22 protein-coding genes and 1 riboswitch are annotated in these 23,285 nt (G+C 38.5%); of the genes, 10 read left to right on the top strand and 12 right to left on the bottom strand.

What is annotated here, in order from left to right; translation table 11 throughout:
- The 3 genes from thiC to EO766_RS10740 form a co-directional block, all read right to left on the bottom strand.
- A complete protein-coding gene (gene thiC, locus EO766_RS10750; RefSeq protein WP_074419447.1) occupies positions 1 to 1,866 on the bottom strand; it encodes a phosphomethylpyrimidine synthase ThiC in 1,866 nt (621 codons plus the stop codon).
- A gap of 39 nt (positions 1,867 to 1,905) precedes the next feature.
- Entirely contained in the window at positions 1,906 to 2,109 is a 204-nt protein-coding gene (thiS, locus tag EO766_RS10745) for a sulfur carrier protein ThiS (protein ID WP_068243955.1), read from the bottom strand.
- A gap of 67 nt (positions 2,110 to 2,176) precedes the next feature.
- A riboswitch (TPP riboswitch) is annotated at positions 2,177 to 2,267 on the bottom strand.
- Positions 2,268 to 2,708: 441 nt separating this feature from the next.
- Entirely contained in the window at positions 2,709 to 3,089 is a 381-nt protein-coding gene (locus tag EO766_RS10740; RefSeq protein WP_074418207.1) for a hypothetical protein, read from the bottom strand.
- A 216-nt stretch (positions 3,090 to 3,305) separates the two neighbouring features.
- Here EO766_RS10740 and EO766_RS10735 point away from each other — a divergent pair, with 216 nt between their 5' ends.
- Both EO766_RS10735 and EO766_RS10730 read left to right on the top strand, forming a co-directional pair.
- Positions 3,306 to 3,656: a single-stranded DNA-binding protein gene (locus EO766_RS10735; protein ID WP_074418216.1), complete on the top strand. Its 351-nt coding sequence runs from the start codon at positions 3,306 to 3,308 to the stop codon at positions 3,654 to 3,656.
- Positions 3,657 to 4,302: 646 nt separating this feature from the next.
- Positions 4,303 to 6,846, top strand: coding sequence for a helix-turn-helix domain-containing protein (locus EO766_RS10730; protein ID WP_074419448.1), 2,544 nt, complete (start codon positions 4,303 to 4,305; stop codon positions 6,844 to 6,846).
- Between the two features lie 52 nt (positions 6,847 to 6,898).
- On the opposite strand, the gene EO766_RS10725 is transcribed toward EO766_RS10730, so the two are convergent.
- The 5 genes from EO766_RS10725 to EO766_RS10705 all read right to left on the bottom strand — a co-directional run bounded on the left by EO766_RS10725 (position 6,899) and on the right by EO766_RS10705 (position 11,788).
- Entirely contained in the window at positions 6,899 to 7,069 is a 171-nt protein-coding gene (locus EO766_RS10725; protein ID WP_179853205.1) for a hypothetical protein, read from the bottom strand.
- Positions 7,070 to 7,082: 13 nt separating this feature from the next.
- Positions 7,083 to 8,135 carry an MFS transporter gene (locus tag EO766_RS10720; protein WP_074419449.1) on the bottom strand — a complete coding sequence of 351 codons (1,053 nt, stop codon included), beginning with the start codon at positions 8,133 to 8,135 and terminating at the stop codon, positions 7,083 to 7,085.
- Between the two features lie 316 nt (positions 8,136 to 8,451).
- Positions 8,452 to 9,966: a S41 family peptidase gene (locus tag EO766_RS10715; RefSeq protein ID WP_074419450.1), complete on the bottom strand. Its 1,515-nt coding sequence runs from the start codon at positions 9,964 to 9,966 to the stop codon at positions 8,452 to 8,454.
- Positions 9,959 to 10,990, bottom strand: coding sequence for a thiamine-phosphate kinase (thiL, locus tag EO766_RS10710; protein WP_074421281.1), 1,032 nt, complete (start codon positions 10,988 to 10,990; stop codon positions 9,959 to 9,961). Before thiL ends, EO766_RS10715 begins: the two co-directional genes overlap by 8 nt.
- 18 nt (positions 10,991 to 11,008) lie before the next feature.
- Positions 11,009 to 11,788: an inositol monophosphatase family protein gene (locus tag EO766_RS10705; protein WP_287101011.1), complete on the bottom strand. Its 780-nt coding sequence runs from the start codon at positions 11,786 to 11,788 to the stop codon at positions 11,009 to 11,011.
- A 104-nt stretch (positions 11,789 to 11,892) separates the two neighbouring features.
- On the opposite strand from EO766_RS10705, the gene EO766_RS10700 reads away from it, so the two are divergent.
- The 5 genes from EO766_RS10700 to mtgA all read left to right on the top strand — a co-directional run bounded on the left by EO766_RS10700 (position 11,893) and on the right by mtgA (position 17,409).
- Entirely contained in the window at positions 11,893 to 13,818 is a 1,926-nt protein-coding gene (locus tag EO766_RS10700; protein ID WP_074421221.1) for a glycosyltransferase family 2 protein, read from the top strand.
- Between the two features lie 73 nt (positions 13,819 to 13,891).
- On the top strand, positions 13,892 to 15,427 hold the full coding sequence (locus EO766_RS10695) for a GH3 family acyl-acid amido synthetase (protein ID WP_074421220.1): 1,536 nt from the start codon (positions 13,892 to 13,894) through the stop codon (positions 15,425 to 15,427).
- A gap of 28 nt (positions 15,428 to 15,455) precedes the next feature.
- Complete coding sequence (locus EO766_RS10690) at positions 15,456 to 16,088, top strand: LysE family translocator (protein ID WP_074421219.1); 633 nt, start codon at positions 15,456 to 15,458, stop codon at positions 16,086 to 16,088.
- A 46-nt stretch (positions 16,089 to 16,134) separates the two neighbouring features.
- Positions 16,135 to 16,683, top strand: coding sequence for a hypothetical protein (locus tag EO766_RS10685; protein WP_074421218.1), 549 nt, complete (start codon positions 16,135 to 16,137; stop codon positions 16,681 to 16,683).
- 12 nt (positions 16,684 to 16,695) lie between these two features.
- Positions 16,696 to 17,409: a monofunctional biosynthetic peptidoglycan transglycosylase gene (gene mtgA, locus EO766_RS10680; protein ID WP_074421217.1), complete on the top strand. Its 714-nt coding sequence runs from the start codon at positions 16,696 to 16,698 to the stop codon at positions 17,407 to 17,409.
- Positions 17,410 to 17,443: 34 nt separating this feature from the next.
- On the opposite strand, the gene EO766_RS10675 is transcribed toward mtgA, so the two are convergent.
- The 3 genes from EO766_RS10675 to pnuC are packed head-to-tail and all read right to left on the bottom strand — an operon-like array spanning position 17,444 to position 19,153.
- A complete protein-coding gene (locus tag EO766_RS10675) occupies positions 17,444 to 17,992 on the bottom strand; it encodes an AAA family ATPase (RefSeq protein WP_287101010.1) in 549 nt (182 codons plus the stop codon).
- Entirely contained in the window at positions 17,974 to 18,534 is a 561-nt protein-coding gene (locus tag EO766_RS10670) for a DNA-3-methyladenine glycosylase I (RefSeq protein ID WP_074421216.1), read from the bottom strand. The genes EO766_RS10675 and EO766_RS10670 overlap by 19 nt, the downstream gene beginning before the upstream one ends.
- A 4-nt stretch (positions 18,535 to 18,538) precedes the next feature.
- Positions 18,539 to 19,153 (bottom strand): nicotinamide riboside transporter PnuC, encoded by a 615-nt coding sequence (gene pnuC / locus EO766_RS10665; RefSeq protein ID WP_074421215.1) that lies wholly within the window; start codon positions 19,151 to 19,153, stop codon positions 18,539 to 18,541.
- A gap of 79 nt (positions 19,154 to 19,232) precedes the next feature.
- Between pnuC and EO766_RS10660 the strand changes: the two genes are divergently transcribed.
- The gene (locus EO766_RS10660; RefSeq protein WP_074421214.1) at positions 19,233 to 19,643 is read left to right on the top strand and encodes an OsmC family peroxiredoxin; all 411 of its coding nucleotides are present in this window, start codon (positions 19,233 to 19,235) and stop codon (positions 19,641 to 19,643) included.
- On the opposite strand, the gene EO766_RS18440 is transcribed toward EO766_RS10660, so the two are convergent.
- Positions 19,618 to 19,818: a DUF2891 family protein gene (locus tag EO766_RS18440; protein WP_353744836.1), complete on the bottom strand. Its 201-nt coding sequence runs from the start codon at positions 19,816 to 19,818 to the stop codon at positions 19,618 to 19,620. The two genes, EO766_RS10660 and EO766_RS18440, sit on opposite strands and share 26 nt — an antisense overlap.
- A 443-nt stretch (positions 19,819 to 20,261) precedes the next feature.
- Between EO766_RS18440 and EO766_RS10655 the strand changes: the two genes are divergently transcribed.
- Positions 20,262 to 21,356, top strand: coding sequence for an aromatic ring-hydroxylating oxygenase subunit alpha (locus tag EO766_RS10655; RefSeq protein WP_218331118.1), 1,095 nt, complete (start codon positions 20,262 to 20,264; stop codon positions 21,354 to 21,356).
- 54 nt (positions 21,357 to 21,410) lie between these two features.
- The gene (locus EO766_RS10650) at positions 21,411 to 22,826 is read left to right on the top strand and encodes an APC family permease (RefSeq protein WP_218331117.1); all 1,416 of its coding nucleotides are present in this window, start codon (positions 21,411 to 21,413) and stop codon (positions 22,824 to 22,826) included.
- The last annotated feature ends 459 nt before the right edge of the window (positions 22,827 to 23,285 follow it).

The raw sequence follows: 23,285 nt of genomic DNA, 5'->3' as shown, positions 1-23,285 counted from the left end.
TTATCTATAAATTTCTGCTCCTGTTGCTTTAAATTCTTTTGATTTTTCTTCCATACCTTTTATTTGTAACTTTTCCTGTTCTTCGCTAAAATTTCTAATATCCTGTGTAATTTTCATGGAACAGAAATGAGGACCGCACATAGAACAGAAATGTGCAATCTTAGCTCCATCAGCAGGCAGCGTTTCATCATGAAAGGAACGGGCAGTATCGGGATCTAATGATAAATTAAATTGGTCTTCCCAGCGAAACTCAAATCTGGCTTTACTTAACGCATTGTCACGATATTGTGCACCGGGGTGCCCCTTTGCCAGGTCTGCCGCATGTGCAGCAATTTTGTATGTAATTACACCATCTTTTACATCTTTTTTGTTTGGTAAACCAAGGTGTTCTTTTGGAGTTACATAGCAAAGCATGGCCGTTCCATACCATCCAATCATTGCAGCACCAATTGCAGAAGTAATATGATCATATCCCGGCGCAATATCAGTTGTTAAAGGGCCCAATGTATAAAATGGTGCTTCATTACATTCTTTAAGTTGTTTTTCCATGTTTTCTTTAATCAGGTGCATTGGTACATGGCCGGGGCCTTCAATCATCACTTGTACATCATGTTTCCATGCAATTTTTGTTAATTCGCCAAGTGTTTCTAATTCTGCAAATTGTGCAGCATCATTTGCATCGGCAATAGAACCGGGGCGCAAACCATCTCCTAATGAAAAACTTACATCATAAGCTTTCATAATAGCACAGATTTCTTCAAAATGTGTGTAAAGAAAACTTTCTTTATGGTGTGCTAAACACCATTTTGCCATAATACTACCACCTCTTGAAACAATTCCGGTTAACCTTTTGGATGTGAGTGGAATATAACGCAGTAATACCCCGGCATGAATTGTAAAATAATCTACCCCTTGTTCTGCCTGTTCAATCAATGTATCTTTAAAAATTTCCCAGGTTAAATCTTCTGCTTTACCATTTACTTTCTCTAATGCCTGATAAATTGGTACTGTTCCTACAGGTACCGGACTGTTTCTTATGATCCATTCTCTGGTTTCATGAATATTCTTTCCGGTTGATAAATCCATTAAAGTATCGCCTCCCCAGCGGCAACTCCATACTGCTTTATCTACCTCCTCTTCAATAGAAGAAGTAACAGCAGAATTACCAATATTGGTATTTATTTTAACTAAAAAATTACGGCCTATTATCATCGGTTCACTTTCAGGATGGTTAATATTGGCAGGTATAATAGCTCTGCCAGCTGCCACCTCATCTCTAACAAATTCAGGCGTTATTTTTTTTATTGGCATTCCTGCACCAAAACTATTACCTGCATGTTGTTGATCAAGCAATGGATTATTTTGCCTTTCCTCTATTTGCTGGTTTTCACGAATTGCTATGTATTCCATTTCTGGAGTAATAATACCTTTTCGTGCATAATGTAATTGGGTTACATTCCTGCATGCCTTTGCTTTATATGGTTTTCGAATATGTTGAAATTGCAGACTTTTCAGATCCGGATTATTTAATCGCTGTCTACTATATTCCGATGAGAAATCGTTTAATAACTCTACATCACCGCGTTCAGTGATCCATGATTCTCTTATACGGGGTAATCCCTTTCTTATATCAATTTCTATTGCAGAATCGGTATAAGGGCCGCTGGTATCATAAACTGTTACAGGTGCATTAGACAATACTTCTTCCTTTCCCAATGAGGAATGAATTGTATCGCCCAATTGAATTTCCCGCATAGCTACTTGAATATTAAACAACTTACCCGGTACATAAATTTTTTTTGAACCACTTATTGGAGTTGTTATAATCAGATCGCTTTCAGCTTTCGTTTCTTTATCCTTATTCATATTTATAATTGTGTTGAATAAAAGTATTAAATAATTAAATTATCCTCCCTGCGAAGCCCGAATCAAAACAAGCTTATCATTTGGTTGTAATTGATACTCGTCCCAGTCTTTTTTTTGAATAACAGTATTGTTAACTGCCACTGCAATTCCATTGTATGAAGTAATTGCAAGTTTATCTAGTAGCGCTGTAATAGTTTGGCCTTCAGATAATTCTATCTGAGCCTCATTTAAATGAATAGTCATATACCATTAATAATGGTGAAATAAAAAAGAACCAATAAACTTTAGGAAATACAAAAAAGCAGCAAAAAAAGAAGTATTTACTTTTCCCTACGCAGGCATTATCCTGATCAGGTAAAGGGTATCATCTCAGCCGTATTTCGGCACCCCTAAAGCATTTCAAAAGTAGTGTATTCTAACAATAAAAAAGAATTAAAATTTTAAACTGCAGATTAAAAAATCGCAAATTAATTTTTACTACATATAAATTATAGTAGCTTATTCCAAAAATTATTTTTTTGAATCACACCCCAATTGTATTAGATAGTTCTATAAAAAATAACTAATGCTATTTTGCTTGGTTAACAATAGCATAGCATAGTTTTATAAGCGCCTACTACCAGAGGCTTCCTGCTCCTTGTACAATTACAAAAAGCCCCTTTTCATTTACATAGCCTTTTCTGAACACAAGTATGCTTAGTGTATCTTTACCCAACAATGCTTCGGAATTAGCCCAACCGCACACCGGATCAAATGTGTATTGTATAAAAAGAGGTAGCGTCCACTTTTCTTTATTATATCGAGGCAACAACCACCCACCTCCATTAAAGGAGTAGCCCCCACTATGCCTCTTTTCTTTTTACCAATAAATACCAATTGTTTTCTAATGGCAGATAGCCATAATCATAACAGAAAAAATAGGTATCGCCCTTTTTGTTGGTATAGGTATGGGTGTGGTATGTGAAAGAAAATCCTTTTTGTACCAATTTTTCCTGCGGCAGTTTTATCATACCCAATGCTTGGGGTAGTAATTCTTCCAATATTTTCCTGTTTTTAATCAGGCTGTTATTAATGCTGCGCACATAACTGCTGTAATGGCTTTTGGCTTTGAGTTCGTTGTTGTAAGTATTACGACAGGCATCATCGCAAAATTTTTTGTCGGCCCGGCCTTTCACAGGCTTACCACAACACAAACAGGTTTTTATGGGAGTGGATAACGACATCAGCAAAGGGTTTTAAACTACAATATAGTAAATATTTATCTGTGTGCAAACGTTTAAACACATTTATATACGATTAGAAATAATTAAAAACCGACTCCTGTTTTTGAACCGTTGCAATTTTGTGTTGTTGAAGCGGGAATGACGTCGCCGGCTTTAATTGAAATAAACAAAATTCATCATCGCTGTTCAAACCAATACAGCACAAATTGTAAAACTATGTACGCTTTAAAAAACAAAGTTCAGTTAATCGGAAACTTAGGTAATGCTCCAGAAATTAAAAATTTAGATGGGGGCAAAAAAATGGCTCGTTTTAGTGTAGCCACCAGCGAAACCTATCGCAATGCAAAAGGCGAAAAAATTGCTGAAACGCAATGGCACAATATTGTTGCCTGGGGTAAGGTGGCCGAAATTGCCGAGAAATATTTACAAAAAGGGAGTGAGGTGGCATTGGAAGGCAAATTGGTTTCCCGTTCTTATAACGACAAAGCGGGTAATAAAAAATACATTACCGAAGTGCAGGTAAACGAAATATTAATGTTAGGGGAAAAGCAGGGGGTTAAGGCTTAATGCAAACATCGGGTATGCAATACAAGCAGGGAAGGGCGATAGAATATACCTTCCCTGTACTTACCCGGTTAAACAACAGAGTATATGTTCAGCAAATCCTTACAACTATTGTTTTGTTTACTTTATGCTAATGGTTTGCCATGGTTAGTATAACATAATTCAGATTTTTATGCAATTAAACTAAAGCGGATTGCAAAGGAGGATAATTGAGATTGATTGTTACGCTGTAGTATTATGTGGTATTATTTTTTATAAAGCTTGAGCTGGAAAAATAACAGAATTCAGCAATTGTATGATTACAGCAGATATTTGGTTGCCAAAAATTGGTTACCAATAAATGGAATGATGTAAGAGAAAAGCAACTGCTAATTTGTTTGTAATTTTAAACGTTAACCCTTGTTTAACTGTACATTAAATTGCAGTTTTTTTTAAAAAATGTTACCCGAATAAAGGCTTGCTGCAATAGTGCCGGGTAGGTTTTTTAAAAATTACAAATTTTCTGTAAATACACTTGAAACAATCATTCATTTGAAACGAAAAGAAAAATAATCCATCCCTTTATCCGCTCATTTATAAAAATGCCGGAAAAGGTTTTGCAACCATCTGTTTTTGAAAACAAATTGTATCCAATTATCTTTAATCCCTCATGGTAACAGATACTTCCAACAAAGCCTTTCAATTAGCAAGTGATTTTATTCAATATACCCAACGTTCTGTTTTTTTAACCGGAAAAGCAGGTACTGGTAAAACCACATTTTTAAAATATATAAAAGAACAATCGCTTAAACAATTAGCCATTGTTGCACCCACGGGTGTTGCTGCAATCAATGCCGGCGGCGTTACTATCCATTCTTTTTTTCAATTGCCATTCAGTCCATTTATCCCGGAAACCAATACAAAAAATTATTTTCAATCAAATGTCAAAAACGCATCGCCCGAATTGATGGACCGGCATTATTTATTGGGCCGAATAAAAATAAATACAGAAAGAAGAAGAATTTTTAATGAGCTGGAACTACTGATTATTGATGAAATTAGTATGGTTCGGGCTGATGTGCTGGATGCTATAGATACTGTGTTGCGCCATTTTAGAAAACGTCATTTCGAGCCTTTTGGCGGTGTTCAGGTTTTGTTGATTGGTGATATGTATCAACTGCCGCCTGTTGCCAAACAGGAAGAGTGGCAAATTTTATCGGAATACTATGATAGCCCTTATTTTTTCAGCAGCCGGGTTATACAGGCAGCACCACCAGCTTATATTGAATTAGATAAAATATACCGGCAAAAAGATGCTGATTTTATTGAAATATTGAATCAAATTCGCAACAATTGCTTAAGCGATAACGGTTATACCTTGTTGCACCAACATTATCGGCCCGATTTTCAGAGTGCAGATGCAGACGGGTACATCATGTTAACCACCCACAACGAAAAAGCAGACCATATTAATGCGCAACAATTAAAAAAGCTAACCAAACCCTTACATACCTTTCATGCCAGCATTGAACAGGATTTTCCGGAAAAAAATTATCCTGCCGATGTTGCATTGCAATTAAAGGTAGGGGCACAGGTAATGTTTATTAAAAACGATGCGGATAAAGCCAAACGTTATTTCAACGGTAAAATTGGGATAATTGATAAAATGGAAGAAGATAAAATATTTGTTCGTTGTGCCAACGAACCCGATTTAATTGAAGTGAAAAAATACCGTTGGGAACATGTTCGATATGCACACAATGCACAAAAACAACAAATTGAAGAAGAGGTAGTGGGCGCATTTACACAGTATCCGCTGCGTTTGGCCTGGGCCATCACTATTCATAAAAGTCAGGGCCTTACTTTTGAAAAAGCCATTATTGATGCCGGCGCTGCTTTCGCGCCCGGACAGGTATATGTAGCACTAAGCCGATGTACCAGTTTGCAGGGAGTAGTACTTCATAGCAAGATTTCAGCACAGAGTTTACATACCGATCAACGCATTGTAAATTTTGCAGCAGGTTGCAAAACAGAAGCTTTGCCTTACACTTTACAGCAATCAAAAAAGTTATTTCAACAAAAAACAATTATTGCATTATTTAATTTTGAAACTGTTACTAACCTGTGTGCTGCTTTAAAAACACTTATTACAGAACAACAAACTGCCTTTAATGATACTGCAATAGACTTTGTACAAAAAATTTCAGAAAAAATTGATGCACTAATTGAAGTAGGAAAAAAATTTCATCCGCAATTAATTCAATTGTTTCAGGAAGATGAACTGCCGGAGGCAATACCAGCCTTACAACTAAGAATACAGCAGGCCGCTCTTTATTTTGATAAAGAAATACAAACCCTGTTAGAATTTTTAAAAATCTCACCAGTAAGTACAGACAGTAAATTGCAGGCTTTACATTACAATGATTTAATCAAGGAATTGTATACACAATTAGCAAAACAACAATACCAATTGCAATTATGCAACAATGGTTTTTATGTGGATGTTTTTTTGCAGAAGAAAAAAGCGTATACAATGCCCTTCTTTTCCGTAAATGCATATGCAACCGCAATACAAACCACCAATAAACCGGTTCCGAATGCAGCATTGTTTAAATTATTAAAAGCACAACGCGATAGCCTTTGCGAAAGCAAAAATCTGCCCATTTATATGGTTGCAGGCAGCAATAGTTTGTATGAAATGGCGCAATACCTTCCACAAACATTGAACGATTTAAAAAAAATAAGCGGTTTTGGTACCGTTAAAACCGCTCAGTATGGCATGATTTTTTTAGATATTATTCAACGCTATTGCAATGAACATGATTTGCCTTCGTTGATGGATCAAATAAAAGTGAAAAAAGAAAGAAAAGAAAAATCAGACAAAGTAGTAAAGCCTGACACAAAACTCATCAGTTTCCAACTATACCAATCCGGCAAAAGTATAGCCGTCATTGCTGAAGAGCGGCAATTAACGGTACAAACCATCCAAAATCATTTATCGCACTATGTTGCAGAAGGAAAATTAAAGGTTACAGATTTTCTTCCCGAAAAAAAACTCAATTCCATATTGCCTCTGTTAACAAATGATACTATAGCAAAAGGCATAACATTCATAAAGCAGAATGTTGTTGCTGACATTAGTTATGCCGATATTAGAATGGCCATTGCCTGGAAAACTTTTTTAGAAAAACAAAATACAATTATTACAAAATAATGCAACCGGGAAAATGTGTTCGGGTTCTTTCCGCTAATTTATTATATTACATTCATTCGCTTTGCTGCGTAACATTTTCCTTTATTACCACTAAATAAGAAATACCAAGACTAAGTATGCCAATACCTGAAAGTGATGCATATCCCAAATAGTGTTGCAAAGGCGCACTTACAAAGCTTCCCAAAACAGAAGCAATGGCCAAAATTGCATTGAATAAGCCCATGGTAGCGTCTTTATTATAGGGTATAGGGAGAAAGTTTTACTTTCAAATCAGTACCCGAAATACTGATTAATGGCCAGGTAATTACCAATAAAATAAACCCGGGAATTGCCACACATTCTTTTCCAAAAGGAAGGAAAAAAGCGCCAAACAACATCATAAAACCTGCAAAACGCAATAACAAAGCTGCCCGGTAAACTTTATTGCTGCCCCATTTTGCAGAAAGCTTTCCGCCATAAGTATATAAAATAATGGCGGCTGCAGAAAACAAGCCATAAATAAAAGAGGTTAATGAAGAAGATACCGCATACGCATTTTTTAAGGTTACCGGCAAATAAGCAAAGAAGGAAGAAATACCGAAACACAATAAAAACCAGGAAACCATAAAGCGACCAAAGGGAGTGGTTGTTTTGCTTTTTATTGAGCCCACCGTTTCGTAAATTTTTATAAAAGAAAAATGCAACGTGTTGCTATACATTTCTATTCTGGCAAAAAATCCGAGAAAATGTATATCCGTTATTTTCAGTAATTTCTCTTTCAATCCAGTTAATGCAATATGCGGCATTTGTTGTTTTGGAATACTTTTTCTAACAATCAGCAATGCCGGTATTAATATGATGGCAGCAGCAATAAACCCAACCTGTATATTCACTACAAACGCACTGGCCATTAACAGGCCGGTTACCTGACCTATCCCATAAAATGTTTGCAACCAGACAATACGAGGCTCCCATTCTTTCTGTGGATTAAACTCAACCACAAAAAGAGTAGCAACTGTAGTGGTGGCATCAACAGAGGCGCCTGCCAAAAATGCCAACAGCATCCATATCCATAATGCATTAAAATAAGTAATACAAAAACCTACCAGCATTAACACCGCTATTCCCGAAAAAAACAGCAATCGGTGCATTTGATACTTATCTGCCAGTCGGCCCCAAATAAACGAACACAATAACCCCAAATTATTAGCACTCAAAACAATTCCCACCCAACTTACCTGATGCGATAAATCGGCCACCATTAATGGCAATAAAATAAGCATTAATCCGGCAGCTATAATTCCAACCAATGCATACCCATAATACTATTGCACAACCTATCGCCGTGGTTCCTGTAAATACATCAAAACACGCTCTATTCTTAATTTCAGCCTTTTCTTTATTAAAATTTCTTTATTCAAAAACATGCTTGCAACATTTAATACAATTCTACAAATGTTAACACAAGACAGTGATAAAATGTTATCGTAACGTAGGGTTTTTGGGCATGTTCATAATATAATAAAAAATTATGAGTATTGCATGTTCTGAATAAACAAAAAGCTAAAAATCAGATGAAATTTCTGCAAAAAAGCGTGAGGGTGACAAAAGAAATGTTAGACTTTTTTACTTGTTTTGTACTATTTTGAATATTACCTGTTGTAAAGCATTGGGCGGCAGGGTTAAATGGTTACGTTGCTGCGGCTGCACCCACATATCGGGCAAAACGCCCTTGCCATTTTTAGGCCTTGCACTATCTAATACTACCCGATACATGGGCAATGTAATGCGTAGTTTAGAATTGGGTAATTTGAGATGAGGTAAAAACAGTGCATTGTTGCCATAATACGCACCTCCCGAAGGTGTTCCAGCAATTAGTACATTCGGCTGCCCCTTTAAACTGCCGGTAAACATAGCGGCTGCAGAAAATGTGTAGCCATCTTGCAACAAAAAGATATGACCGTTAAAATGTTTTTTTAATTTAGGACGATAAATATGGGTTTCAATCCTTTTTGCATGAAACAACCTATCTGCCCCTTTTACTGAACCCCATTGCATGGGAAACCAATACAACCACCAAGGAAGAATGTAACGCTTATCCCACATGGTTTTGTGCAAGGATACTGCTGTGTCGGCCACTTTAAAAGGCTGCCGAATTAAATATTTGGTAAGCAAAACCGATTTATTAACATTACCACCTCCATTACCCCTTACATCAACTATTAAATGAGTAATTTTTTGTTGTTTTATGGTGCGAAAAGATTTGCGGAAAAACCCCCTTAACCTGCCACCGCTAAAACTGCTTACATACATATAAGCAAAGCGATGCAGGGTATCTATTTGCAAAGAACGTTTTAATTGCAATGCAGATATTTTTTTAGAAGGTAACGGATAGGCCTTATTGCTTCTTATGGTAGTAGCATGAAGCGCACTTGTATCTTTTTCAGGAACATAATTTTTGAGGCATACCGTTTTTTTTGCTCCGGAGGTATCAATATATTGTAATTGATAGGTACTATCTAAACCAAATACCAACCGATACCAAGCTGGAAAATTGTTGCTGATTACCTGTGCTTTAAAATATGGATTATTGGCATCGGCACTGATGAACTGATAAAGGGAGTCGATAATTTGTGCAGCCGAAAATTGATTGATGGTCAATACCTCCATGCCTTTAATGAGCATTGTATCTTTTGCATGCATATTTTTAAATACATACAAATGATTTTTCCAATTATACAAATAGAGTGGAAACATCGGGAACCGGTTGTTCATCAAATAATGAATATATAGTTTAGAAAATCTTACTGCCGTATGGCCACATTCAATGGTAGCTACCATTTGTGCCACTTTGTTATGAAAAGCCAGCTCGGTTAATGAATCGATTACCGATTGTTGCAATGCTGTAAAAGCTGCATCAATATTAGTTTTATCGGCATACCAATATAATCCCGGATGGTTTTGTTGCAACGTTTTTTTTAAAATAGCCACATCTTTTTGTAAACGTTGCGGAGGTATTTTTTGTTGGGGAACATACTTACTAACGGAACAGCCTTGTAGTAATACAATCAACAGCAGACCATACAATGGTATTTTGCGCTTGAGCGGTATCTCTTTTTTTATGTAGCCTTGCTTACCCATGAAAAGCATTCCATCCCTGTGCTGTAATATCAAATAAATTTCCTCCGCGGCTAATCATTTTCTTTCCCTCTTCGGGTCCGGTCATATAACCCACTACAGCAATTTCTTCATTAATGGTAATGGCTTCGTAATCTTCTTGCTTCAGCGTAAATACCAGTTCATAATCTTCTCCACCATTCAGTGCACAAACCGTTGGGTCTAAACCAAATTTAAAGGCAGCTGCACGGGAAAGTTCATTGATTGGTAATTTATCTTCATACAACCTGCAGCCGAGATTGCTTTGTTTGCATAAATGCAAAATCTCGCTACTCAACCCATCGCTAACATCCATCATGGAAGTGGGTGTTATATTATTTTTTTCAAAGAAAGTGATGATATCTCGGCGAGCATCAGGCTTTAATAAACGCCCCACGATATAATCTTCGCCTTCTAAATTGGGCTGAATATTAGGGTTTTCTAAAAAAATCCGCTTTTCTCTTTCCATGAGGGTAAGGCCTAAGAAAGCGCCACCTAAATCGCCACTCACACAAATTAAATCGCCTTTTTGAGCGGTACTTCTTTTTACAAATTTATCAGGCGCAACTTCACCTATGGCGGTAACAGATATTACCATTCCTTTTTTAGAAGTAGAAGTGTCGCCGCCTACTAAATCAACCCCATATTTTTCGCAGGCTGCATAAATGCCTTCATACAATTCGTTCAATGCTTCCACACTAAAACGATTGCTGATTCCAATACTTACGGTAACCTGTGTAGGCTGTGCATTCATGGCATAAATATCACTCAGGTTTACTACAATACTTTTATACCCCAAATGTTTTAATGGGGTATACATTAAATCAAAATGTACGCCATCTAACAACAAATCGGTTGTAATAACCGTTTGTTTTCCGAAATGATCAATCACGGCAGCATCATCTCCAACACCCACAATGGTAGATGCATTTTGAATCTCAAAATTTTTGGTTAAATGTTCTATCAGGCCAAATTCTCCTAACTCCGAAATTTCAGTTCTGTTTTCCATATAATTTTTTATTCATTTTTATAAAGTGCCACCGTTTACTACTTGTTGCAATGCCTCGTGTATAACACCATTGGTAGCTATAATATGGGGCTGGTATGGACTGTAGGGGTTGCCAGCAAAGTCAGTAACCTTACCGCCAGCTTCTTCCACCATTAAAAATCCTGCTGCACTATCCCATGCATTGAGTTTGTGTTCATAAAACCCATCAAACCGACCCGCAGCCACCCAACACAAATCAATAGCGGCACTACCCAGTCTTCTAACGGGAACCCCCTTGCGTATTAATTTTTCAAAAACCTGAATAGGACCATTGGGGGTGTCTATATAACTATACGGAAAGCCGGTAACCAGACAACTGTTTAACAATGCTGCTTTAGTACTTACTTGAATTTTTTTGCCGTTTAAGGTGGCACCTTCTCCTTTTTCTGCAACAAATAATTCATTCATAAAGGGGTTCAGCACAGCACCTAAAATCATCTCACCTTCTTTTTCAATGGCAATGCTTATACAGCAAATAGGTATGCCGTTGGCATAATTAATAGTGCCATCAATGGGGTCAATTATCCATTTATAGTTTGAGTCTTGCACCAAAGCGCCCGCTTCTTCACTTAAAATAGCATGCATGGGATGCGCATTTTTAATAACATCAATAATGGCCACTTCACTCTTGGTATCTACTTCCGTTACCAGATTATTCATCCCTTCACTTTTAAAGGCAACGGAAAAATGTTGCTCAAAATAAATTTTCATAACTCGTGCACCTGCCTGTGCTGCTTGAAGAAGTGTTTCTTTTAACATGCAACAAAGATAACCTTCCCTGCATTCATTTTTGTGGCATATTCAGGTGGGGACGCCCCGAAACCCTATTTTTACATAACGGGTGTATCCTGTTTAGCTGATATATGACCATCTCTGTTATTATAGTTAGTTATAATGTTCGTTATTTTTTAGCACAATGCCTGCTTTCTGTTCACAATGCTTTGCAGGGTATTGAAGGAGAAATTATTGTGGTGGACAATGCTTCAACCGATGATACGGTTGCCAATCTACAACCACAATTTCCGCATGTATACTGGATGTTAAATACCGAAAATGAAGGCTTTGCCAAGGCCAATAACAAAGGCCTGACAATAGCTTCCGGAGAATTTATCCTTTTTTTGAATCCTGATACTTTGTTGCCGGAAAATTTTTTTAAAGAAATATTGACTTTTGTATCACGCCAAACGAATTGCGGGGCTGTAGGCGTAAAAATGATTGATGGCGCCGGTTATTTTTTACCCGAAAGCAAACGTTCATTTCCATCGCCCCTCTATGCCCTGTTTAAGTTGTGTGGTCTGGCAGCCATTTTCCCAAAATCGTCCTTTTTTAACTATTATGCACTTGGCCATCTTCCGGAAAATGAACTGCATCGCGTACCGGTTTTATCGGGTGCCTGCATGTTCATTCCAAAAAAAGTATTAGACACAACCGGTGGTTTTGATGAACAATTTTTTATGTATGGGGAAGATATTGATTTAAGTTATAGAATTGAACAGGTAGGATTTCATAATTATTATTTTGGAAAAGTTACCATTCTGCATTTTAAAGGCGAAAGCAAACCAACTGATTATCTGCAGCATGTGCAGCAATTTTATGGAGCCATGCAAGTATTTGTAAAAAAGCATTATAGGGGTAGTCGTGCGGTATTGATGGCAGTATTGCTGCAAATAGCAATTATTGGCAGCGCTATTTTCTCAATCATTGTAAAACAATTGCGCCAATATACTATAGTATTTTTTGATATTATATTGTTGATAGCAGCCAATATTACTGCCCTCTATTTTTGGAAAAATGCCTTTCATAACGGTATCCCCTTTCACACATTTTTTGTGCCTTATGCTGTAATATTGTATGCATTTGTTTTTGCAGGTATTTTATGGATGGGTGGGTTGTATGATGGCGTTTATAAACCTGCACAAACTTTAAGTTCGGGGGTATTGGCAATACTGATACTTTTAGCATTGTATGCCTTATTGCCCGAGCAGATTCGTTTTTCAAGAGGCGTAGTGGTGCTGTCAGGTTTTATTGGTTTATTATTTATTCTTTTGTTCCGAAGGCTGTTGCAAGAACTCAAATGGATTTCGGTGACCGGTTCAATAAGCAATTCGGCTATTGCCCTCTGTTCGCCGGATACAAAACCCGCTTTACAGCAATTTTTAAATTCATCTACCCATCACCCTTCCGTTTTGGCAATTTTTACACCACAGGAAATAGCAAGTTCTGATGCAGCTGACTGGGCATATCTGCCTGCAGCTACCCTCATTTTTGGCTGGGGTCATGGGTTGCCCATTCAATTAATTCTGCAACAGATGCAAAGCATGCCGGGGCGGTTTTACTTTCGCTTTTTCAACAAAAGCGCCAATGCCATGATTGGCAGCGATACCAGGAAAGAAAAAGGCGCTGTTTTTTTATCTGAAAAAAAATATAACATTGCCCTCCCCGCTCAAAAAAGAATGAAGCGAGGTATGGATATTATGTTTGCCTTTTCTTGTTTTTGTATCAGCATATTAATTTTACTAAAAGGTGCTCAGGGTCTGAGTTTACTGCATAATGCATGGCTGGTATTCATCGGTAAAAAAACCTGGATTGGATATGCCTCTACACCAAACAGCCTGCCGCTGCTTAAACCCGGTGTAATAAATACACTTGGCAGAAATAACAGTCAATCCCTAACTTTGCCATTAACCCTGATACAAAAAACAGATGAAGTCTATGCCCAGCAATATGAATGGCCAAATGATATTATCTTTATGTTTCAGCACCTGAATGCACTGTTCAAAAATACTTAACTTACAGCATACGAACCCAATTGGAATGGGTTGTATATATGTATTTATGAATCAATAAATTATATCCCCATTAATGGCTATCATTGATATACACTTGCCTAAATCTGTTGCAAAAGCTTTGCGCCTTCCCAGCAATAGTCCGGAGCGCCAACAAATTCGCGTTTTAAAAAAATTATTACGAAGGGCTCGTTTTACCGAGTTTGGCCAGTTTTACCGGTTCGATGAAATATTGCTTTGTAAAAACCCTGCCAAAAAATTCCGACAACAGGTACCCACCTTTAATTATAGCAGCATTTACCGCGATTGGTGGCACAAAACTTTAGATGGCATACCCGATGTTTGCTGGCCCGGAAAAATAAAATATTATGCCCTTTCTTCCGGCACATCAGAAGCTGCCAGCAAATACATTCCCATTACCAACGATTTGTTAGCGGGAAATAAAATGGTGATGGTTAAACAATTACTTACCCTGCGTAATTACGAAAACATTCCTTTTAGTTCTATTGGAAAAGGCTGGTTAACCTTAGGTGGCAGTACCGATCTGCAAAAAAACCTGGGTTATTATGCCGGCGATTTAAGTGGAATTACCACAAAAAAGTTACCCCTTTGGTTTCAACCTTTTTATAAACCGGGTAAAAAAATTGCAAAAGAACGCGACTGGAATAAAAAATTAGAAGAAATAGTAGAAAAAGCCCCGGAATGGGATATTGGTTTTATTGTAGGCGTACCTGCATGGATACAAATGTGCATTGAGATGATTATTAAAAAATATCAACTCAACAACATTCATGAAATGTGGCCCAATCTTGCATTTTTTGTACATGGCGGTGTAAGTTTTGAACCTTACAAAAAAGGCTTCGAAAAATTGTTGGGCAAACCCATTACTTACATTGAAACTTATTTGGCCAGTGAGGGATTTATTGCATATCAGGATCGGCAATATGCTAAAGGCATGCGTTTGGTTACCAATGAACATATTTTTCTGGAGTTTGTGCCTTTTAACGAACAAAATTTTGATAGTAATGGCGACATGATTCAAAACCCGGAAACCCTCATGATTCATGAAGTAGAGGAAGGGAAAGAATATGCGCTGCTCATTAGCACCAGTGCCGGCACATGGCGTTACCTGATTGGTGATACCGTGAAATTTGTTGATAAAAAACGCTGCGAAATTATTATTACCGGCCGCACCAAACATTTTTTAAGCTTAGTTGGCGAACACCTGAGTGTAGATAATATGAATAAAGCCATTCAACTGGCAGGCGAACAATTAAATATTTGTATTCCTGAATTTACCGTAGCCGGCATTCCTTACCAAAGTTTTTTTGCGCACCATTGGTACATAGCGTGTAACGAACCTGTAGATGCAAATGAATTGAAACGCTGTATAGATGAGAACCTGAAAACATTAAACGATGATTATGCTGTTGAGCGAAGAAGTGCTTTAAAAGAAGTTTTTGTGGATGTGTTAAGTGAACAACAGTTTCTTGATTTTATGCAACAAAAAGGCAAAATGGGCGGACAACACAAATTTCCAAGGGTTTTAAAGGGCAATATGTTAAAAGAATGGCAGGAATATATGCAACAGCAAATGGCCCACAGTAAATAAGAATTATCTTAGTAGCCAGTTTTATGATATGATTGCACCGTTTTTAAAAGGACTGGTTTTGGGAATTATGCTGGCTATATCGGTTGGCCCGGTTATTTTTTCCATCATTAAACAAAGCATTAACAATGGTCATAAAGGCGGTTTTACTTTCGTTGCCGGCGTAAGTGCCAGCGATATTACCCTTGTGCTGATTAGCCAGTTGTTTACAGAATTGTTTCGGTACCTGCTCGATTTTAAAAAAGAAATTGGCATTGGTGGCAGCATGCTTTTAATTGCCATTGGCATTTTTGTTCTTTTCTTCAAAAAAGTAAAAATAAATGAAGATGGCAGCCAGATGATTGCCATGAGTAAACGCGACTATGTTAAAACTTTTTTCTCAGGATATTTTATGAATACCCTGAATCCCGGCGTAATTGGTTTTTGGTTGGTGATAGCCACTTCGGTAGTTGACCTTTCCCGCGGTTACCGTATCATTATGTTTAGTACCTGCTTATTGTTTGTACTAAGTACAGATATAGCCAAAGTATTATTAGCAGGAAAACTTCGCCAAAAATTAACCCCACACAATATTCATCTCATCAATAAAATATCCGGTTTAATTTTAATAGGCTTTGGTCTGGCATTAATTTGGGGTACTTTGGAATTTAGCAATCGCTTTTAACCAAAATTTAGTTGTATCATAAAAATTTGCAACTTAATTTACTTCGATGAAATATATTTTACTCTTCATTTTTTGCATCAATACCCTACCATCGTTTAGCCAAAACGATTTTGTATTATTGAAAAAAAACGGCTACACCATTGATCGGTTTTACAACGACAAGCCCATCACCGTTTATACCAAAAACCAAAATACCTACTCGGGCTTTGTGTTTTTTTGCAGGGATGACAGCATCATTATCCACCTTGGTTACATGGGTTTAAAACCAACCATGTTTGGCAGTACCATAGATAGTATTTTTATGGGTTTTATTACCATAGCAGTAAAAGATATTGCCATAATTCCCGCCAAAAGAATGACAGGGGCCGATATTGGCAACCTTGTTTTTAAAGCCGGATTTATTATTGGCGGCATTGCTGTTGTTAACCAATTCAACATTCCTGTCCCTACCATTTATCTGGCGCAGTTTGCTTCAGCATTAGCCATTAATTTTGCCACACAATACATTAAACCTTTTAAAAACAAACATCCCCCGGGTTACAAAATCGGAAAAAAATTTACGCTGGAATATATTCATCTGCCACCGGCAAAATAGTATCTTGCCAGCATGGCGGCAAACAAGTTGATATCCAAATGTTGGAAATGGACCACAAGGGTAGTATTGTTTTTATTTCTTTCTTCCCTGCTGTATGTAATTGCGTGCAAATGGATCATGCCCCCCATTACCCTTACGCAGTTGGGCAATGTGTTTAGTTATGGATTGAAAAGAGATTATATTTCCTGGAACAATATTTCTTACAATGCAAAGCTGGCGGCAATTGCCAGCGAAGATCAGTCGTTTGCCGACCACAATGGCTTTGACTGGGATGCCATTCAAAAAAGCCTGCACCCAAAAAAGAAAAAGAAAACCCGCATACCGCTCGGTGGTGCTGCCAGTACCATTTCGCAACAAACGGCAAAAAACGTTTTTTTATGGCAGGGCAGTGGCTTTTCTAAATACCTGCGCAAAGGGTTAGAGTTTTATTTTACTTTTTTAATTGAAAAAATTTGGGGTAAACAACGCATTTTAGATGTGTATTTAAATACCATTGAAATGGGGCCCGGTATTTTTGGTATTGAAGCTGCCGCACAACAATATTTTCATAAACCTGCCAAAAATTTAACCCGAACCGAAGCCGCCATGATTATTGCCTGTCTGCCCAATCCAAAAAAATTTACGGTAGTGCCCATGAGTACCAGGGTGGCCTGGCGTTATCCGCAAATTGTACAGCAAATGCGGAATATTGAAGATGATGCGGATATTCAAAAAATTATACAGTAACAGCAATGACATTCCGTTTATACATACCACAAATTCATAATATTGATCTCACTGCCTGAATGGCTTTTTCGGTGCGCTCTGCATAACTACCCGAAATAATTTGCCAGGGGGTTTGTTGATGTATTAAAATATCTTTATAAATAGCAAATAATTCTATCCTCGGTCCCTCATCGGGATATTCCCTCAAATCATCTTTCACCCAGGGCACATCTACATCGCACAATAAGTACAAATCGTAGCTGCGTTCCGCTATGGCTTCTAAAATAAACGGGCTGCATTGCCCAAATACATATTCGCTCCACACTTTCATAACATACATATCGGTATCTATCAATAGGCAAGATGCTTTCGGTAACTGTGTTTGAAGTTTCAAGGTAATTTCATCTTCCAGTGCTAATTGTCCGGCTGCAATTTTTTCCAAATCATCCAAGGTATATTCCTTTCCATGCACCTCTAAATATTCCCGTGCAAATTCGGGAACCCAAAGGGTATTAAAATGATGTGCCAAATTTTGGCATAGTGTTGTTTTTCCGGTGCTTTCCGGGCCTATCACTACTATTTTTTTTATGTTTTTCTGCTCCAAGCCGGTTTGCTTTTCATTAATTTTTTATAAATAATACAATCTGCATCGTGTGCGCCTGGTAAATAGCCCGTACTCATTAAAAACTCATTCACAATTTCACCGCCGGTAAACCGAAATGTATTTTTAAACAACAACACCCACTCCTGTTTTGTTTTTGAGTGATGATGTTCTATCCATTGTTTAAAAGATCCAAAAGCTTCCTGAAGCGTCAATATGACCTGTGCATTGTAAATGGCAGCCTCAATTTTTAAGCGATTTCTGATTATACCGGCATTTTGTAACAAGCGTTCTTTATCTTTTTGCCCATAAGCAGCCACTTTTGCAATATTAAATTGATGGTAGGCTGCTCTAAACGCTACCTCTTTCTTTAAAATGGTCGTCCAGCTTAAACCCGCCTGATTAATTTCTAAAACCAACCGGCAAAATAATTCATCATCACTATCAATCGGAAATCCATACAAATGATCATGATAGTATTTATGCAAAGCATAACCATTGGCATTTTCATCGCCGGAATCAATAAAAGAGCAATAAGGCAACATATTATTATAAACGGGTTTGTTTTGCTTTGGCTATCCAACTCGTTAAACCCATGATGGCCAAAATTAATAAAACAAGGTATTGAAAACTGGTAAACACCAATCCTTTATAAAAATTCAAGGGAATGGAGGCAACATTGGTAATAATCCACCACCACCAGTTTTCTACTTTCTTTTTATTCATTAAATACATACCGGTAAAAGCTGCAGCAGAGGTAAAGGCATCGGCTTGCGGTACTGTACTATCGGTAAAATGATGCAATACTAAAAACAATACTACCCAGCAAACCGCAAAGAACGCTACACTAATCCATTGTTCTTTTTTTGAATTATAAGAAATGTGCAAAACGGTTTGGTGATTCTTTTTTTTAGACCACATTATCCAACCAACAATGCTCATCACCGTGTAATAAAAATTAACGGAGGCATCGGCGTATAAACCATGTACCAGATACAAGTAAATGTAAATAATGGTACTCACCATCCCAACCGGATATACCAATATATTTTCCCTTCGGGAGAAAAACACACTGGCAATACCGCAAATAGTACCCGTAAATTCTAAGAAAGAAGTTTGTTGAATACCTGTTATCAGTTGGTGCCAGATTTCTGTTACATTCACGAAATAGGGAATTATTGATGGCATCAAAGATAAAGGCTTCTACATTTTGTATCTTGCCTGTTCAACAAATAATACCATTATGATTAGAAATGCAACTGCCATATGGACCGGCTCAGGTAAAGAAGGCAAAGGCCATCTTACCACACAAAGCACTACGCTGCAGCAAACCCAATATTCTTATAATTCACGTTTTGCGGAAGGTGTAGGCACTAACCCCGAGGAGTTAATAGCAGCCGCACATGCCGGATGTTTTACCATGAAATTAAGTTTTGTGTTAGGTGCAGCAGGTTTCACACCTGAACATTTAGAAACCAAATGCGAAATTACTTTGGGTGATGCCGGTATTACCCATTCGCATTTAATAGTTAAGGCAAAAGTTCCGGGCATTTCTAAAGATCAATTCGATGCAGCAGTAAAAGATGCAGAAGCCAATTGCCCCGTTTCTAAAGTATTGAATGCTGCCATCAGTTCTGAAGCAACCCTACTGTAATAGTGCATAAACTGCAAAACTGGCCAGCCAATGCTTGCCTCCAAAACTGCCTGGATGCAATATGGGGCAAACTGGCATTTAGGTGAGCAATGGCAGCCCGTTGCAACATTTTTTTTCTCGGATCTGCAGCCGGCAACTCCTTGGCTATGCCCTGCATACACCAACTTCGGCTCAACGAGTGTGTGTATCAGGTAAATCCAACCGAGTGGATGTGGAAGAGCTTACACATACAACACAGCCACTAAAATATGGACTTAGTTTTATATGTATAAACGTATTTTTATGTATTTAAATAAAATATTTATTAAATATATTGCCCATTGCGCATAGCATTTCCTCAATGCTGAATTAATTAACCGGTGAAATGTTTTTTTACTTTTGAAAAATTGATTTTGGGGTAGAGGTACCCGAGAGAAGCAATTGCTAATGGCCTGTAATAGAAATATGATTGCTAAGCAGTTAGATGTTTTTTGAAAGGCCTCAGCGGGTAAGGGATGATAGCAAGAGTTCGGTAAGAAGAAAAGGAGAATGTTTACACAGCTAAGTTAACATTCTCCACCCCCAAATCCCAACCTCAGGTTTCCGCTCAATTTCCTATTTTTAAAGAAATATTGAACCATGAGCAGTCTATTTGTTCATCCTGATATTGCAGTGGCCAGAACCATCGCTACCGATTTTTACCTTGATCCATATTATTTTGAAGCATCGAAAGATAGCATCTTTGCCCCTTCCTGGCAGTGGATAGGCGATACCGGCCGCCTCGATGCCAATACAACGGTATACCCTTTTACATTGCTGCCGGAATATCTGGAGGAGCCACTGGTATTGACTCGCGATCAACAAAACCAATACCATTGCCTCAGCAATGTATGTAACCATCGGGGCAACATCATTGCCCAAACACCGTGTAATGCCAAGCACTTGCGTTGCAATTATCACGGCAGGTTATTTCAACTGGATGGACGCTTTATCTCCATGCCCGAATTTGAAGGGGTGCAAAACTTTATTCCCGAAAACAACCACCTGCCCGAATTACCGCTGTTTCAATGGGGCAACCTGTTGTTTACCCGGTTAATGCCCGGCTTACCCGCCACCGCCTATTTCGGCGATATGATGCAACGGGTAAACTGGTTGCCGCTGCAACACATGGAGTATCGGCCCGATTTATCGGCCACCTATCAGGTACAGGCACATTGGGCATTGTATTGCGAAAATTATCTGGAAGGTTTTCATATTCCTTTTGTTCACCCCCAACTGAATGCCATCCTCAATTTTAAAGATTATACCACCGAATTATTTTCACTGAGCAATCTGCAACTTGGCATTGCCAAAGCGGGTGATGTTTGTTTTGATATACCGCCCAATGCGCCCGATGTAGGCAAACAAATTGCGGCCTATTATTTTTGGGTATATCCAAACATGATGTTTAATTTTTATCCTTGGGGTTTGTCGCTGAATATCATTGAACCCCAATCGCCCGATCAAACTACCGTTCGCTTTATCACTTATGTATACGATGCGGATAAATTAGGCAGCGGTGCCGGCAGTGGATTGGATACGGTGGAGCAGGAAGATGAAGCCGTAGTGCAACTGGTACAAAAGGGTATCCGCTCCCGTTTTTATCAGCATGGCCGGTACTCTGTTCTACTCGAACAGGGTACGCATCATTTTCACCGGCTGCTGGCACAAAGTCTGACACCTACTAACGGATAGGGCTTTTTGTTTTTTAAATCAGCAACCCAACTTTATCAACAATTAAACAATTGAATGGCTAAATTACAACGTACCTTGAGGTTTCGTACCACCGTTGCCATTGTGGTAGGAGGAGTAATTGGCTCCGGTATTTTTATGAAACCGGCACTCATGGCAGGACAATTGGGTGACCCATGGTTATTACTGAGTGTATGGGTAGTGGCAGGCCTCATCACGCTTTTTGGGGCTTTGAGTAATGCCGAAGTAGCAGCCATGTTTCCGGAAACAGGCGGCCAATATATCTTTTTCCAGAAAATGTACGGGAATGCCTTTGCGTTTGTATATGGATGGGCGGCTTTTGCGGTATTTAATACTGCCGGCAATGCATCTATTGCTTATGTATTTGCACAATACACCAATTATTTTATTGCGTTACCCCAATGCAGTGCTGCTACCGTACAGGCTGTGCATGTTACCATACCCTTGGTGGGTACCATTTATCCATTAAACCATATTGGTGTTAAACTACTCACCATTGCACTGGTGCTGGTGTTAACCTGGGTCAATTACCGCAGTGTGCGGCAGGGGGGTGCTATACAACGTGTATTAACCGCTTTAAAATCAGTAGCCATTGTACTATTAATTGGTGGCATTTTATTCTCCGGAAAAGGGCATTGGCATCATTTGCAGGAGCATTTACCCGGTGCACCAACGGGATGGGCTTTGGTGGGGGCTTATATGGCGGCACTGGCAGGTGCCTTCTGGGCTTATGATGGTTGGAACAATATCACTTTTGTGGCCGGCGAAATTCAACAACCCCAGCGCAATATTCCCAAAAGCCTGTTAATAGGGCTGTTTTTTTGTATGGTGGTGTATGCATTGGTGAACCTGGCCTATCTCTATGTTTTGCCCATCCATCGGTTGGCATTGTCTGCTTTTGTGGCTTCAGATGCTGCTACGGTGGTATGGGACACATGGGGGGGCAGTATGATTGCGTTGATGGTCATTTTCTCTATCATCAGCACCACCAATGCCAATGTATTGGCAACGGCAAGGGTTACCTATGCCATGGGCACCGAAAACCGATGGTTTGCCTGGGCGGGCAAAATGCAGCCAAAGTACCATACCCCTGGCAATGCATTGATTACCAATGCAGTATGGACGGTGATGCTGATATTGAGTGGCTCTTTTGATATGCTTACTGATATGCTCATTTTTGTGAGTTGGTTTTTTTATGGGATGAGTGCGCTGGGGGTATTTATTCTGCGCAGTAAAATGAAAGACACCCCCCGGCCGTACCGGGTATTTGGATATCCTTTTGTGCCCTTGTTGTTTGTTGCATTTGTAACTTTTTTTCTTTCCGCTACACTATATACAGATATTATGCAATACCGTTCAGGGCAGGCACCCATCATCAATTCATTACTGGGTATTTTGATTACCACTGCAGGTATTCCGGTCTATTATTTTTCGGGGAAAAACAAGGAATGAGGTTGAGCCAGTAGAATTTGGTCTTTAGGTTCAGTTACTACAGTATCTCCACAAAAGGTTATAACACCAACCATTCATTTTAACTACACAAAATGGGTAACGTTAGCAGTAGTGGCAATACTGCGGGAATTCCAAAAAAAAAACCGCCAGAACAGTAGGATATTGAAGTAATAGTATGGCACCCATTTCAAAACAAAGCTATTTGGTTCAACGGTAAATGAAGGCGCTGTTTAAACCTGCTCAAAAGGAGCAGTGTTTGGATAACAGGAAACTTCAGAATAGAAAGGCGCACTCCGGAGGAGTGCAGTCTGCCTTTGCAACCTATTTTCAGGAACAGAAAACAGTTAAGTTGGGTACTGGCAATTTCAACCGCTAGAAATCCAAGGATAAAAACAAAATGAGCAATTACAACATACTCAGTCCAAGACTAAGTTTCAAACACACCAAAAAAAACCGCCT

The sequence above is a fragment of the Hydrotalea sp. AMD genome (genome assembly GCF_004100315.1).
GTDB lineage: Bacteria > Bacteroidota > Bacteroidia > Chitinophagales > Chitinophagaceae > Hydrotalea > Hydrotalea flava.
Note: the sequence above shows the minus strand (reverse complement) of the source record. Positions and strands in the feature narration are given on the sequence as shown.